The 13703-nt window shown below is 43.8% G+C and carries 17 protein-coding genes; all 17 read left to right on the top strand.

The genetic code is table 11. The annotated features are described in order from the left end of the window. The first annotated feature begins 251 nt into the window (after window positions 1-251). The 17 genes from rpsL (at window position 252) to rpmC (ending at window position 13686) form a co-directional block, all read left to right on the top strand. Complete coding sequence (gene rpsL / locus ACRRU2_RS16790) at window positions 252-671, top strand: 30S ribosomal protein S12 (protein ID WP_331702097.1); 420 nt, start codon at window positions 252-254, stop codon at window positions 669-671. A 59-nt stretch (window positions 672-730) separates the two neighbouring features. Next, a complete protein-coding gene (gene rpsG / locus ACRRU2_RS16785; RefSeq protein WP_331702096.1) occupies window positions 731-1201 on the top strand; it encodes a 30S ribosomal protein S7 in 471 nt (156 codons plus the stop codon). A gap of 29 nt (window positions 1202-1230) precedes the next feature. Beyond that, window positions 1231-3306, top strand: coding sequence for an elongation factor G (fusA, locus tag ACRRU2_RS16780; RefSeq protein ID WP_331702095.1), 2076 nt, complete (start codon window positions 1231-1233; stop codon window positions 3304-3306). A gap of 127 nt (window positions 3307-3433) precedes the next feature. Further along, window positions 3434-4624: an elongation factor Tu gene (gene tuf / locus ACRRU2_RS16775; RefSeq protein WP_331702094.1), complete on the top strand. Its 1191-nt coding sequence runs from the start codon at window positions 3434-3436 to the stop codon at window positions 4622-4624. Between the two features lie 752 nt (window positions 4625-5376). Further along, window positions 5377-6363, top strand: coding sequence for an ABC transporter substrate-binding protein (locus ACRRU2_RS16770; protein WP_432503367.1), 987 nt, complete (start codon window positions 5377-5379; stop codon window positions 6361-6363). A gap of 94 nt (window positions 6364-6457) precedes the next feature. Beyond that, window positions 6458-7372, top strand: coding sequence for an ABC transporter permease (locus ACRRU2_RS16765; RefSeq protein WP_432503365.1), 915 nt, complete (start codon window positions 6458-6460; stop codon window positions 7370-7372). Continuing rightward, window positions 7372-8166 carry an ABC transporter ATP-binding protein gene (locus tag ACRRU2_RS16760; protein ID WP_331702091.1) on the top strand — a complete coding sequence of 265 codons (795 nt, stop codon included), beginning with the start codon at window positions 7372-7374 and terminating at the stop codon, window positions 8164-8166. Before ACRRU2_RS16765 ends, ACRRU2_RS16760 begins: the two co-directional genes overlap by 1 nt. Before the next feature lie 714 nt (window positions 8167-8880). Then, window positions 8881-9189 (top strand): 30S ribosomal protein S10, encoded by a 309-nt coding sequence (gene rpsJ, locus ACRRU2_RS16755; RefSeq protein WP_017692074.1) that lies wholly within the window; start codon window positions 8881-8883, stop codon window positions 9187-9189. Between the two features lie 41 nt (window positions 9190-9230). Next, window positions 9231-9854, top strand: coding sequence for a 50S ribosomal protein L3 (gene rplC, locus ACRRU2_RS16750; RefSeq protein WP_331702089.1), 624 nt, complete (start codon window positions 9231-9233; stop codon window positions 9852-9854). A 28-nt stretch (window positions 9855-9882) separates the two neighbouring features. Next, a complete protein-coding gene (rplD, locus tag ACRRU2_RS16745; RefSeq protein WP_331702088.1) occupies window positions 9883-10506 on the top strand; it encodes a 50S ribosomal protein L4 in 624 nt (207 codons plus the stop codon). Further along, the gene (gene rplW, locus ACRRU2_RS16740) at window positions 10506-10799 is read left to right on the top strand and encodes a 50S ribosomal protein L23 (protein ID WP_331702087.1); all 294 of its coding nucleotides are present in this window, start codon (window positions 10506-10508) and stop codon (window positions 10797-10799) included. Before rplD ends, rplW begins: the two co-directional genes overlap by 1 nt. Window positions 10800-10816: 17 nt before the next feature. After that, window positions 10817-11647: a 50S ribosomal protein L2 gene (gene rplB, locus ACRRU2_RS16735; protein WP_331702086.1), complete on the top strand. Its 831-nt coding sequence runs from the start codon at window positions 10817-10819 to the stop codon at window positions 11645-11647. A gap of 77 nt (window positions 11648-11724) precedes the next feature. Then, window positions 11725-12006: a 30S ribosomal protein S19 gene (gene rpsS, locus ACRRU2_RS16730; protein ID WP_331702085.1), complete on the top strand. Its 282-nt coding sequence runs from the start codon at window positions 11725-11727 to the stop codon at window positions 12004-12006. Window positions 12007-12047: 41 nt separating this feature from the next. Next, window positions 12048-12383, top strand: coding sequence for a 50S ribosomal protein L22 (gene rplV / locus ACRRU2_RS16725; RefSeq protein WP_331702084.1), 336 nt, complete (start codon window positions 12048-12050; stop codon window positions 12381-12383). A gap of 13 nt (window positions 12384-12396) precedes the next feature. Then, a complete protein-coding gene (rpsC, locus tag ACRRU2_RS16720; protein WP_331702083.1) occupies window positions 12397-13059 on the top strand; it encodes a 30S ribosomal protein S3 in 663 nt (220 codons plus the stop codon). A 2-nt stretch (window positions 13060-13061) separates the two neighbouring features. Next, window positions 13062-13496 carry a 50S ribosomal protein L16 gene (gene rplP, locus ACRRU2_RS16715; protein ID WP_331702082.1) on the top strand — a complete coding sequence of 145 codons (435 nt, stop codon included), beginning with the start codon at window positions 13062-13064 and terminating at the stop codon, window positions 13494-13496. Continuing rightward, entirely contained in the window at window positions 13486-13686 is a 201-nt protein-coding gene (rpmC, locus tag ACRRU2_RS16710; protein WP_331702081.1) for a 50S ribosomal protein L29, read from the top strand. The genes rplP and rpmC overlap by 11 nt, the downstream gene beginning before the upstream one ends. Window positions 13687-13703: the final 17 nt, after the last annotated feature.

Below are 13703 nucleotides of genomic sequence, written 5' to 3'. Positions count from 1 at the left end.
GCAGAACGGTTAGAAATAGTGGTAAAATAGCGGGGGAAATAGAATGCAACCAGTATGGATGAAAAAAAATTCAAAAAATGATCGAACATCCTTGACATTGATGGCAGCAAGATGTTAATATATCGAAGTGTGCCTAATGACAAGGCTAAAGGTGTGCTTTTGTTCATTTATGAACCGCCTGGCTCTGTGGGCTTAAATAAGGGTTAAATGTCTACCACATAAAGACATGAATTGGGGAAGGAGGTGGCATTATGCCAACAATTAACCAGCTCGTTCGCAAAGGTCGTCAAGCGAAAGTAGTTAAGACTAAATCGCCAGCCTTGCAAAGAGGTTATAACGCTCTAAAACGTGAAATTACAAGCATTAGTGCTCCGCAAAAACGCGGTGTTTGTACTCGTGTAGGAACAATGACTCCGAAAAAACCGAACTCAGCTCTTCGTAAGTATGCCCGTGTGCGTCTTACTAACCGTGTTGAGGTTACAGCTTACATTCCGGGTATCGGTCACAACCTGCAGGAACACAGTGTTGTTCTAATCCGTGGTGGACGTGTTAAAGACCTTCCGGGGGTTCGTTACCATATCGTTCGTGGTGCTCTTGACACTGCAGGTGTTAATAACCGCAACCAAGCTCGTTCTAAGTATGGAACTAAACGTCCAAAAGCTAAAAAATAATAAACCCCTCATGTATAACAGCTAAGGGGATTCTACTCTAAAAGGAAGGGGGATTTTTCATGCCACGTAAAGGTCCTGTTACAAAACGTGATGTATTGCCGGATCCGGTTTACAATAGTAAATTGGTTACTCGTCTGATCAACCGCATTATGATCGATGGTAAAAGAGGCGTTGCACAAACATTGCTATATGATGCATTCAAGCTAATTCAAGAGCGTACTGGCAAAGAGCCAATGGAAGTTTTTGAAGCAGCTTTGAAAAATATTATGCCAGTGCTTGAAGTTAAAGCTCGTCGTGTCGGCGGTGCGAACTATCAAGTACCTATCGAAGTTAAACCTGAGCGTCGTACAGCTCTTGGTCTTCGTTGGTTGGTTAACTACTCGCGTAACCGCGGGGAGAAAACAATGGAGGAGCGTCTAGCAGCAGAAATTATCGACGCATCCAACAACACTGGTGCTTCCGTTAAGAAACGTGAAGACACTCACAAAATGGCTGAAGCTAACAAAGCTTTTGCTCACTACCGCTGGTAGGATTAAGAGAAACGAAAGGAGACATAATTATGGCAAGAGAGTTCTCCTTGAAAAATACGCGTAACATCGGGATTATGGCGCATATTGACGCTGGTAAAACCACAACAACTGAACGGATCTTGTTCTTTACGGGGCGTACTCACAAAATTGGGGAAACTCATGAAGGTTCTGCTACAATGGACTGGATGGAGCAAGAGCAAGAACGCGGTATTACAATTACGTCTGCCGCTACGACCGCTCAATGGAAGGGTCACCGCATTAATATTATCGACACCCCGGGACACGTTGACTTCACAGTAGAGGTTGAACGTTCCCTGCGCGTATTGGACGGGGCCGTTGGTGTTTTCAGTGCTAAAGAAGGCGTTGAGCCACAGTCTGAGACTGTATGGCGTCAAGCTGACCGTTATGGTGTTCCTCGTATCGCTTACATTAACAAGATGGACATTATCGGTGCAGACTATCTGAATGTTATTAAAGACATGCGTGAGCGTCTGCAAGCTAATGCTGTTGCGATTCAACTGCCGATGGGCGCTGAATCTGACTTCATCGGTGTTATCGATTTGATCGAGCGTGTAGCTTACACTTACAAAGATGATCTTGGTAAAGATCCTGAGCAGGGACCAATTCCTGCTGAGTACGCTGATCAAGTAGAAGAGCTTCGTCAAGATCTTGTTGAGCGTGTAGCTGAACTTGATGAAGAACTAATGATGAAATATCTCGAGGGAGAAGAAATCTCCGTCGCAGAAATTAAATCAGTACTTCGCAAAGGTGTTTGCGAAGTTAAAATCTTCCCGGTTGTTGCCGGCTCATCTTACCGTAACAAAGGCGTTCAGCCAGTTCTGGATGCTGTAGTTGCCTACTTGCCTTCACCACTTGATGTACCAGCTATTACTGGTGTTCTTGAAGATGGTGAAGAAGGTGTACGTCCTTCCTCTGACGAAGAGCCGTTCGCGTCTCTAGCGTTTAAGGTTATGACGGATCCTTATGTTGGCAGATTGACATTCTTCCGTGTTTATTCCGGTACTTTGAACTCCGGTTCATACGTTCTTAACGCTACTAAAGGTAAGCGTGAGCGTATCGGCCGTATTCTTCAAATGCATGCGAACAGCCGTGAAGAAATCTCAATCGTTTACTCTGGTGACATCGCTGCTGCAGTTGGTCTTAAAGATACAACGACTGGCGATACACTATGCGATGAGAAACATCCAATTATCCTTGAGTCAATGAACTTCCCTGATCCAGTTATCTCGGTTGCCATTGAACCAAAAACAAAAGCTGACCAAGATCGTCTTGGTATTGCAATTTCCAAATTGCAAGAAGAGGATCCTACATTCCGTGCTCATACGGATGAGGAAACTAACCAAACGATTATTTCCGGTATGGGTGAGCTTCACCTTGAAGTATTGGTAGATCGTATGCTTCGTGAGTTTAAAGTAGAAACAAATGTTGGTAAACCACAAGTTGCTTACCGTGAAACATTCCGTTCTGCTGCTAAAGTCGAAGGTAAGTTCGTTCGTCAGTCCGGTGGTAAAGGTCAATACGGTCATTGTTGGGTTGAGTTCATCCCTCAAGAGCCTGGCCAAGGCTTTGCATTTGAAAACAAGGTTGTTGGTGGTGCAATTCCTCGTGAGTACATCGCTCCAATCCAAGCTGGTATTGAAGAGTCGATGAAAAACGGTGTTATTGCCGGCTATCCTCTAGTTGACGTTAAGGCTGTCGTTTACGACGGATCTTACCATGACGTTGACTCCTCTGAGATGGCGTTTAAAATCGCTGGTTCCATGGCGCTTAAAGCAGCTAAGGAAAAGTGTAACCCTGTAATCCTTGAGCCGATTATGAAAGTTGAAGTAACGGTTCCTGAAGAATACATGGGTGATGTTATGGGTATGCTTAACTCTCGTCGTGGACGTATCGAAGGTATGGATTCCCGTGCAGGTGCACAAATTATCCGTTCCAAAGTGCCTCTATCCGAGATGTTCGGTTACTCCACAACGCTTCGTTCTGGTACTCAAGGACGCGGTGTGTTCTCCATGGAGCTTTCTCATTATGAAGAAGTTCCAAAATCAATTGCTGAAGAAATTATCGCTAAGCATAAAGGCGAATAATTACTGCTTTTAACGAAGCGCAGCATGTAACTGGTTTGCAATTGGCCGGCATTAGGGTTTGCTAGCATACTCGGTGTCGGTCCCACACATAAAAAATATGAATTTAATTTGAGGAGGTTCAAGTTCAATGGCTAAGTCTAAATTTGAACGTAACAAACCACACGTTAATATTGGTACAATCGGTCACGTTGACCATGGTAAAACTACTTTGACAGCTGCAATCACTAAAGTTCTTTCCACTCGCTACGGCGGTGCTGCAATGGACTACGACCAAATCGATAAAGCTCCAGAAGAGCGCGAGCGCGGTATCACAATCTCAACTTCTCACGTTGAGTATGAAACGCCTAACCGTCACTATGCACACGTTGACTGCCCAGGTCACGCCGACTATGTTAAAAACATGATCACTGGTGCTGCTCAAATGGACGGCGGTATTCTAGTTGTATCCGCTGCTGACGGCCCAATGCCACAAACTCGTGAGCACATCTTGCTTTCTCGCCAAGTTGGTGTTCCTTACATCGTTGTATTCTTGAACAAATGCGATATGGTTGAAGACGAAGAGCTTCTTGAGCTAGTTGAAATGGAAGTTCGCGACCTTCTTTCCGAGTATGAGTTCCCTGGCGATGACACTCCAATCATCCGTGGTTCCGCTCGTGAAGCTCTACAAGACCCTAACGGTCCTTGGGCTGACCGCGTTGTTGAATTGTTCGAGCAAATCGACAGCTACATCCCAACTCCAGAGCGCGACACAGCTAAGCCTTTCCTTATGCCAGTTGAGGACGTGTTCACAATTACAGGCCGTGGTACAGTTGCTACAGGTCGCGTAGAGCGCGGTGTGGTTAAAGTTGGCGACGAGATCGAAATCGTTGGTCTTGCTGAAGAAGCTCGTAAGTCTGTAGTTACAGGCGTTGAGATGTTCCGCAAATTGCTTGACTCCGCTCAAGCTGGTGACAACATCGGTGCTCTTCTTCGTGGTGTTGACCGTGCTGACATCGAGCGTGGCCAAGTTTTGGCAAAGCCGGGTTCTGTTAAGCCGCACACTAACTTTACAGCTCAAATTTACGTTTTGACTAAAGAAGAGGGTGGCCGTCATAAGCCTTTCTTCACAGGCTACCGTCCACAGTTCTACTTCCGTACAACTGACGTTACAGGTATCATCAACCTTCCAGAAGGTTCTGAAATGGTTATGCCTGGCGATAACATCACTGTTACAGTTGAGCTTATTTCGCCAATCGCTGTTGAAGAAGGTACTCGTTTCTCCATCCGTGAAGGCGGCCGTACTGTAGGCGCTGGGGCAGTTGCTTCTATCCAAAAATAATGCCTAGCGGCTATAGCCGCAAAGCATATTGGGACTCTCACTTCGGTGAGAGTCTTTTTTATTTCATGGATCCGCTTATGAACGAAAATTTGGCATTTGATGGTATGGAAAAATGCTAACGAGATATGAGGCAGCTGCCGATTCGACGATGAGCAGCTATTTATAAGTATGATAACCTCGGACAAGATCTTCCCTTGATAAAATCCGCTAACGGTTGCAAGCGAGGCTATTTCGATTATTTTTGGTTATTTGAACATGTAACGGTTGCCATGAGCGTTAATGTACCGATTTTCGAAGAATTCAGTAGTTTAATGAATAGTTAAGCGCGATAGCAACCGTTAGAAAAATTAATCCGTAATTTTAGCCTGAATAGCGTTTGTGGCAACCGTTAGAAGTTAATCATCGCTCCAGTGATCCTTTGTTTCACTTATACTGCAATGAGGTTACCGATTAATGACAATTAGTCGCTTCCTAGTAAATATGTGATAACATTTGCTTTTATTTTGAGAATAATTAACTTTTATTCACTGTAGGTTGGACGCTAGAAATTAAAGAAATGAAAAACTCATGATACTTTTGGCGTATGCTGTACATTTTTAGTTAAAATTTGGAGTATTTTGATGAAATAACTTGGCATTGACGGAAACTCGATATCCCTTATAATTAAAATAGTCCTAAAGGTTTGTTCACATCAACGACAAAAAGAGACAGTTGAGAGAAGTATTATACAAGACAATGAGAGGGGTATTATTTTGAAGAAACGAGTTTGGGTTGGACTAGCTTTAGCAGCAGTAATGGCATTTTCTGCAGGGTGCAGCAGCAGTAAAGTAGACTATACGATTTCTGTATCGCAATATGGTGAGCATCCATCTTTGGACGCCACATTGGAAGGCTTTAAGGCAGCACTGAAGGATGCGGGTCTTGAAGACAAGAAAAACATTAAAATCGATTACAACAGTGCGCAGTTCGAGCCATCAAACAGTAAAACAATCGCGCAAAAGATTGCAAATGGAAAAAGCGATCTGGCTCTAGGGATAGCTACAAATCCAGCATTGGATTTGGCGAATACTGTAACAGACAGACCCGTGTTGTTTGCGGCGGTAACGGATCCTATTGAAGCAGGTGTTGTTAAGCAATTACAAGCTCCGGGCGGCAATGTAACAGGTGCAGCAGATACAAATCCAGATGCTATTGTTCAAACGATGGATTTTATCGCTGCTGAGTTTCCAAATGTTAAGACAGTAGGAGTAATTATTAACGAAGGCGAGCCAAACGCAGTAGTAATGGCCAAAATAGCTGAAGAACAGCTTGCTAAGCATGGCATTAAAATGACTAAAAAAGCGATTGCTAAGTCAGCCGAAGTAAAACAAGCGGCAGACGCTTTGGTAGGAAAAGTTGACGCTATTTACATCACACTAGACAACGAAGTAGTAAGTGGTGTTTCTTCCATTATTGAAGTTGCAAACAAAAATAAAATCCCATTCTTCTCCGCTGACCGTGATTCTGTTGAGGCTGGTGCATTTGCAGCAGTTGGATTCAAATACTATGATCATGGCTATGAAGTCGGCCAAATGGCAGTGGAAATTTTGAAAAATGGCAAAAAGCCGGGTGAAATGGATGTAACCGTTCCTCAAAAGCTAGATTTTATTATTAATTTAAAAGCAGCAGAAGCTCAAGGGATCGAAGTGACAGATAAAATGAAGCAATATGTGAAAGATCAAAATAATATTCTTCAATAATTAATTCCAGATTTGCTATTACTAATAACGATCACGATGGGGTGAGCGGACACGCCGCATCGCCCCATTGATCGTTATAGACGGGAGTTTTATTATGTATGGGTTGATGGTCGGTGCCGTTGAGTACGGTTTGGTTTATGCGCTAATGGCGCTTGGAGTATTTATTACATTTAGAATTCTAAACTTTCCTGACTTAACGGTTGATGGAAGCTTTACTACTGGAGCAGCAGTAGCTACGGTGGCGACTGTTTCCGGAACACCGCCATGGTTATCGATTATTTTTGCGTTTGCAGCTGGTGCTCTCGCAGGCACCTGTACGGGCTTGCTTCATACTAAAGGGAAAATTAATGGTCTTTTGTCGGGTATTATTATGATGATTGCTTTGTATTCCATTAATCTTAGAATTTTAGGTAAGCCAAATTATCCATTCCGTGATACGGAAACTTTATTTTCGAGTTCAAATGTATTACTAGTTATGATTGTCATCGTAATTGTAGTGAAGTTATTGTTGGATTTGTTTTTCCGTACGAATATTGGCCTAAGTTTGCGTGCTACAGGAGATAACCCCAAAATGATACGTAGTTTTGGCGCTAATACTGATATGACTATTATTATGGGCGTTGCGCTTTCCAATGCTTTGGTAGGCGCTTCCGGTGCATTTGTTTCTCACTACCTCAAGTACGCGGATAACGGCATGGGTGTCGGTATGATCGTAATCGGTTTGGCTTCTGTTATTATTGGTGAAGCTATTTTTGGCAGTAGATCAATTTTCAAAGCGACTATTGCAGCTATTCTTGGTTCAATTATTTATCGCATGATTACAGCACTTGCTGTATATGTAGACTGGCTTGATGCTTCTGACATGAAACTAATAACAGCTATCATTGTTATTTTCGCTCTAGTTATACCTTATATGAGAAGTGTATCCAAACAGAAATCAGTAGCACGAAAACGTACGTCAGAGTTACTGTCCTCATCGACAGGTGAGCAGATTGGAGGCGGACGTTAATGCTTGAGATAAATAATGTATCTAAATTGTTTAACCCGGGTACGATAGATGAAAAGATTGCTCTTATGAATGCTAATCTGGTTTTAAAGCCAGGAGATTTCATAACTGTAATTGGCAGCAACGGTGCAGGGAAATCTACTTTGATGAATTTGATTTCTGGAGTATTGAAGCCGGATGCTGGTGAAATACGGATTAACGGCAAAGATATTAGCAGACTATCCGAGCATAAACGCAGTCAATGGATTGGACGGGTATTCCAGGATCCGATGGCCGGTACTGCGCCTAGAATGACGATAGAAGAAAATTTGGCAATGGCCTATACGCGTGGCAAAATAAAAGGACTTTCGCTTGGCGTAACAAGTGCCAAACGTACTTTATTCAAAGAGCATTTGTCTCGTCTTGGCATAGGGCTTGAGAATCGACTGAATGCTATGGTCGGCATGCTCTCAGGCGGCGAGAGACAGGCTTTAAGTCTCTTGATGTCCACTTTTACAAAACCTCAAATATTGTTGTTGGACGAGCATACGGCGGCTCTAGATCCGGCACGTGCCGAGCTCATTACGGAACTGACAGAATCCATTGTAAGCGAGATGAAGCTAACCACGCTTATGGTTACTCATAACATGGAGCAAGCAATTCGTCTTGGTAACAGGCTAATTATGATGGACAAGGGGCGTATTATACTCGAAGTGAATGAGGATCGCAAGAAGCACTTGACCGTTGAACAGCTGCTTGGCGAATTTGAGCGGATTAGCGGTAAGAAGATGAGCGATGACCGTGTTGTATTGGGTTAATCGGGATATCATATAGATACATGAAATCCGTCTAGAACCGTTTATTCGGCAAAAAAAGAGAATCTAAATGCATAAAATGTACTTAGATACCACGTTGCGCAAGCATATCGGGCTGAAACCGGATATAGTGAGTTTATCTTCGCAACGTGTTTCTTCTATTAATATTAGTGTGTTGGAATATGTGGCATATGCTGCAATAACTGAGTCGTTTGCGATTTTAGAATTGCAGTTATTATGCTCCAAGGATTCCAGTTATATAAGTAGATATGTTTTTATGAAACTGTAGAGCCGGCTCTGCAGTTTTATTTTTGTATTTGGTGGTAATTATTGTAATGGAGGCATTTGTGGCGGAGTGTCGGAAGAGCGCGAGTAACTTTATAGTGACACATGTTCCACTATTAAGCTAAAAATGGCTATTTTAACAGTAGCTCATTAGCGACTCAATGGCCGGGCAAATGCCACAAAACTCCAGTTGAATAGAGGCTGCGCTTAAGCCATTCCATAGCTCAGCTGCACTATGAAAACTTTTTTGAAAAAGCATGAAAAAATAGTTGCAATTGCCCATCCACTCCTATATAATATTGACTGTTGGTCTGACGTTGCGTTGATGTGAGAGGTTGCCGACACACCCGGCCCCTTTGCCATGGGGCAGTGGAGGGTTTTTCTCACGGAGTATGTCCGATAATAAATTGGGCGAAAGAAGGAGGGACTTATATGGCAAAGCAAAAGATTCGTATTCGTTTGAAAGCATACGATCACAGAATTCTTGATCAATCCGCAGAAAAAATCGTGGAAACTGCAAAACGTTCGGGTGCAGGTGTATCTGGGCCGATTCCGTTGCCAACGGAAAAGCAAATCATCACTATTCTACGTGCGGTACACAAGTACAAGGATTCCAGAGAGCAATTCGAGCAACGCACTCATAAGCGTTTGATCGACATTGTGAATCCTACGCCGCAAACTGTAGATGCGTTGATGCGTTTGGATCTGCCATCCGGTGTAGATATCGAAATTAAGCTGTAATATCACATAAGTGAATGATAGAGAGGAAATGAGGTGTCAACATGAAAGGTATCTTAGGGAAAAAACTTGGTATGACTCAAGTCTTTACTTCTGAAGGTAACGTAATCCCGGTAACGGTTATCGAAGCTGGTCCTTGCGTAGTTCTTCAAAAGAAAGATCAAGAGACTGACGGCTACGAAGCTGTTCAATTGGGTTTCTCTGATAAGAAAGAAAGCAGATCGAATAAGCCTGAAGCAGGTCATGCTAAAAAAGCTAATTCGACGCCTAAGCGCTACGTTCGTGAAATTCGCGGTATTAACCTTGGTGAGTATGAAGTTGGCCAAGAAGTGAAGGCTAATTTGTTCGCAGAGGGCGAATTCGTTGACGTAACAGGTATTTCTAAAGGTAAGGGCTTTGCAGGCGTTATTAAGCGCTGGGGACAAAGCACTGGACCAAACAGCCACGGTTCCCGTTACCACCGCGGACCAGGTTCCATGGGTTCTATCCAAGCGAACCGCGTACCTAAAGGCAAACGCCTTCCAGGTCATATGGGTAGCGAAACAGTAACAATCCAAAAGCTTGAAGTTATTCGCGTAGACGCTGAGCGTAACGTGATTCTAGTAAAAGGCTCCATTCCTGGACCTAAAAACGGTTTTGTGAAAGTTAGAGAAACAGTTAAGAAATAATTGCTTTTGAAGAAAGGAGGAACAAGAAATGCCTAAAGTTACAGTATTCAACGTGAGTGGTTCGCAAGTTGGCGAAATCGAATTGGCTGAGAACGTATTTGGTATCGAGCCAAACACTCATGTTATGCACAGCGCAGTAGTATTGCAACAAGCTGCTGAGCGTATGGGAACACACAAAACTAAAGTGCGCTCCGAAGTTCGCGGCGGCGGCCGTAAACCTTGGAAGCAAAAAGGCACAGGTCGTGCTCGTCAAGGTAGCATTCGCTCACCACAATGGGTAGGCGGCGGAACAGTATTTGGTCCGACTCCTCGCTCATACGGCTTCAAATTGCCTAAAAAAGTTCGTCGTCTTGCAATTAGATCCGCATTGTCTTCCAAGGTGATTGCTGGCGAATTGATCGTTCTAGATCAACTGGCTATGGCAGCTCCAAAGACAAAGGAATTTGCAGGCATTCTTACAAATCTTAAAGCAGATCGCAAAGCTCTAATCGTTACAGCTAACTATGAGGATAACGTTGCACTATCTGCACGTAACATCCCTGGCGTTAAGTTTGTAGCAGCTGACGGCATTAATGTTCGTGACGTATTGCTTTATGATAAGCTGATTATCACTAAAGAAGCTGTTGAGAAAGTACAGGAGGTGCTTGCGTAATGAAAAATCCTCGCGATATTATCAAGCGCCCGGTTATTACAGAACGTACAAGTGATTTCATGGCTGCAAAGCGTTATGTTTTCGAAGTTGATCTTCGTGCGAACAAAACTGAAATCAAAAATGCGATTGAGCAAATTTTCAATGTTAAAGTAACCGGCGTAAACACAATGCGTGTAGCAGGTAAACTAAAGCGTTATGGCAGACATAGCGGATACAGACCTGATTGGAAAAAAGCTATCGTTCAATTGAGCGATGACAGCAAAGAGCTAGAGTTCTTTGAAACGTCTGTATAGAAAAGGAGGGAAAACTAGTGTCTATCAAAAAGTATAAACCGACCTCTCCTGCACGTCGTAATATGTCCGTATCTACTTTCGAAGAAATTACGACAAGCACACCGGAGAAATCGTTGCTAGCGCCTCTTAACAAGAAGGCTGGACGCAACAACCAAGGTAAAATTACTGTTCGTCACCAAGGCGGCGGACATAAACGTAAATACCGTATTATCGACTTCAAACGTACTAAGGATGGCGTAATTGGTAAAGTTGCTACGATCGAATACGATCCAAACCGTACTTCCAACATCGCACTTATCCACTACGTTGACGGTGCTAAAGCTTACATTATCGCACCTAAAGGTTTGAAAGTCGGCGATCAAATCGAGTCCGGACCGGATGCAGACATCCGTGTTGGTAATGCATTGCCACTAGCTAATATTCCAGTGGGTACACTTATCCACAACATCGAATTGAAGCCAGGCAAAGGCGGACAGCTAGTTCGCGCAGCTGGTACAGAAGCTCAGCTTCTTGGTAAAGAAGAAGCTTACGTATCCATTCGTTTGAGCTCAGGCGAAGTTCGTCGTATTCTTAATACTTGCCGTGCAACTATCGGTTCTGTAGGTAACGGCGACCATGAGCTTATCAAAATTGGTAAAGCTGGCCGCAGCCGCTGGTTAGGCAAACGTCCAACTGTTCGCGGATCTGTTATGAACCCTAACGATCACCCGCATGGTGGTGGTGAAGGTCGTTCCCCGATTGGACGCAAGTCTCCAGTATCTCCATGGGGCAAACCGACTCTTGGATACAAAACACGCCAGAAGAAAAAAGCGTCAAGCCAATATATCATTCGTAAGCGCACGAAGTAATAGAAGCTTGAAAACTTGCGCGTAATGATGGTGGTTATCCACAGTACGCCAGCGTTTTCGTGAAGGGAGGATATCACATGGGTCGCAGTTTGAAGAAAGGACCGTTTGTCGACGGTTACCTGCTTAAAAAAGTCGAGGATTTGAACGAAGGAAATAAAAAAGTCGTTGTAAAAACTTGGTCTCGTCGCTCGACCATTTTCCCGCAATTCATCGGTCACACATTTGCTGTTTATGATGGACGCAAGCACGTGCCGGTATATGTAACGGAAGATATGGTTGGACACAAGCTTGGTGAATTTGCACCAACTCGTACGTACAAAGGCCATGCCGGTGAAGATAAAAAAACGGGCAGACGTTAATTTGCCCTTTATCACTTTCTTGAATGAGAGGAGGTTCCTACATGTCAGAAGCTAAAGCGCATGCTAAATTTATTCGTATTGCTCCTCGTAAAGCTCAGCTGGTTGCGGATTTGATTCGCGGTAAGCAAGTTGGTGAAGCAATCGCAATTTTGCGTCACACGCCAAAGGCTGCATCCCCAATTTTGGAGAAGTTGCTTAACTCGGCTATTGCTAACGCTGAACATAATTTCCAGATGGACGTAAGTAAATTGGTTGTATCTCAAGCTTTCGTAAACCAAGGTCCAACTATGAAACGTTTCCGTCCGCGAGCTATGGGTCGCGCAAGCCGGATTAATAAAAGAACCAGCCACATTACCTTGGCGGTATCAGAAAAATAAGGAGGGATAACGCGTGGGTCAAAAGGTAAACCCTAACGGTCTTCGTATCGGGATTATCCGTGATTGGGAATCCAAATGGTACGCTGGTAAAGATTTCGGTGATCTTCTTTTGGAAGATGTTAAAATTCGTGAATACCTGAAAAACAAGCTGAAAGATGCTGCTGTTTCCCGCATTGAAATCGAACGCGCTGCAAATCGCGTGAACGTGACGATTCAAACGGCGAAGCCAGGTATGGTTATCGGTAAAGGCGGTTCTGAAGTAGAAAATCTACGTACAGAACTAGGCAAGATTACAAAAGGCAAGAAAGTTCACATCAATATTTCTGAAATTAAACAAGCTGATCTTGATGCTATTCTAGTAGCTGAAAGCATCGCACAACAACTTGAGCGTCGTGTATCTTTCCGTCGTGCATTGAAACAAGCGATTCAACGTTCTATGCGCGCAGGTGCTAAAGGGATTAAAACTGCTGTTAGCGGTCGTCTCGGCGGTGCGGAAATTGCACGTTCTGAAGGATATAGCGAAGGTACAGTTCCGCTTCATACGCTTCGTGCTGATATTGACTATGGCACAGCTGAGGCTCATACTACTTACGGCCGTCTAGGCGTAAAAGTATGGATCTATCGTGGCGAAGTCCTTCCAACTAAGAAGAAAGCTCCCCAGGAAGGAGGCAACTAATCATGTTGGTGCCTAAACGTGTCAAACACCGCAAACAACAACGCGGTCACATGAAAGGTCGCGCTAAAGGCGGCACAACAGTAGCGTTCGGCGAATACGGTCTACAAGCGACTGAGCCGTCATGGATTACGAACCGTCAAATTGAAGCGGCTCGTATTGCTATGACTCGTTACATTAAACGTGGTGGTAAAGTTTGGATTAAAATATTCCCAGACAAGCCGATTACTCAAAAGCCTCTAGAGGTTCGTATGGGTAGTGGTAAGGGTAACGTTGAAAAATGGGTTGCAGTTGTAAAACCTGGTAAGATCATGTTCGAACTTGCGGGTGTACCGGAAGAAGTAGCTCGCGAAGCACTGCGTCTTGCGGCTCACAAACTACCGGTTAAAACGAAGTTCGTGAAACGCGAAGAAGTGGGTGGTGAAGCAAATGAAAGCTAGTGATATTCGCAACCTGACCTCTGTTGAGATTGAACAAAAAATTGCTGGTTTTAAAGAGGAGCTTTTCAACCTTCGTTTCCAATTGGCAACAGGGCAGCTCGACAATCCAACTCGGATTCGTGACGTGCGTAAGGAAATAGCTCGTGCTAAAACCGTTTTGCGTGAAAGAGAACTCGGAATAAGCGGCTAATTAAAGGCCTTAATCCT

It is taken from the genome of Paenibacillus sp. GXUN7292, from assembly GCF_050864975.1.
Taxonomy (GTDB): Bacteria; Bacillota; Bacilli; order Paenibacillales; family Paenibacillaceae; genus Pristimantibacillus.
The sequence above is the reverse complement of the archived record's forward strand: the minus strand, read 5'-3'. Positions and strand labels throughout refer to the sequence as shown.

Bases quoted from the DNA above. Each gene is read 5' to 3' on its own strand.
- ACRRU2_RS16760 (WP_331702091.1), top strand. From the start codon at position 7,372: ATGCTTGAGATAAATAATGTATCTAAATTGTTTAACCCGGGTACGATA.
- rpsL (WP_331702097.1), top strand. From the start codon at position 252: ATGCCAACAATTAACCAGCTCGTTCGCAAAGGTCGTCAAGCGAAAGTA.
- rplP (WP_331702082.1), top strand. From the start codon at position 13,062: ATGTTGGTGCCTAAACGTGTCAAACACCGCAAACAACAACGCGGTCAC.
- ACRRU2_RS16765 (WP_432503365.1), top strand. From the start codon at position 6,458: ATGTATGGGTTGATGGTCGGTGCCGTTGAGTACGGTTTGGTTTATGCG.
- rplW (WP_331702087.1), top strand. From the start codon at position 10,506: ATGAAAAATCCTCGCGATATTATCAAGCGCCCGGTTATTACAGAACGT.
- fusA (WP_331702095.1), top strand. From the start codon at position 1,231: ATGGCAAGAGAGTTCTCCTTGAAAAATACGCGTAACATCGGGATTATG.
- rpmC (WP_331702081.1), top strand. From the start codon at position 13,486: ATGAAAGCTAGTGATATTCGCAACCTGACCTCTGTTGAGATTGAACAA.
- rplC (WP_331702089.1), top strand. From the start codon at position 9,231: ATGAAAGGTATCTTAGGGAAAAAACTTGGTATGACTCAAGTCTTTACT.
- rpsG (WP_331702096.1), top strand. From the start codon at position 731: ATGCCACGTAAAGGTCCTGTTACAAAACGTGATGTATTGCCGGATCCG.
- rpsS (WP_331702085.1), top strand. From the start codon at position 11,725: ATGGGTCGCAGTTTGAAGAAAGGACCGTTTGTCGACGGTTACCTGCTT.
- tuf (WP_331702094.1), top strand. From the start codon at position 3,434: ATGGCTAAGTCTAAATTTGAACGTAACAAACCACACGTTAATATTGGT.
- rplV (WP_331702084.1), top strand. From the start codon at position 12,048: ATGTCAGAAGCTAAAGCGCATGCTAAATTTATTCGTATTGCTCCTCGT.
- rpsJ (WP_017692074.1), top strand. From the start codon at position 8,881: ATGGCAAAGCAAAAGATTCGTATTCGTTTGAAAGCATACGATCACAGA.
- rplD (WP_331702088.1), top strand. From the start codon at position 9,883: ATGCCTAAAGTTACAGTATTCAACGTGAGTGGTTCGCAAGTTGGCGAA.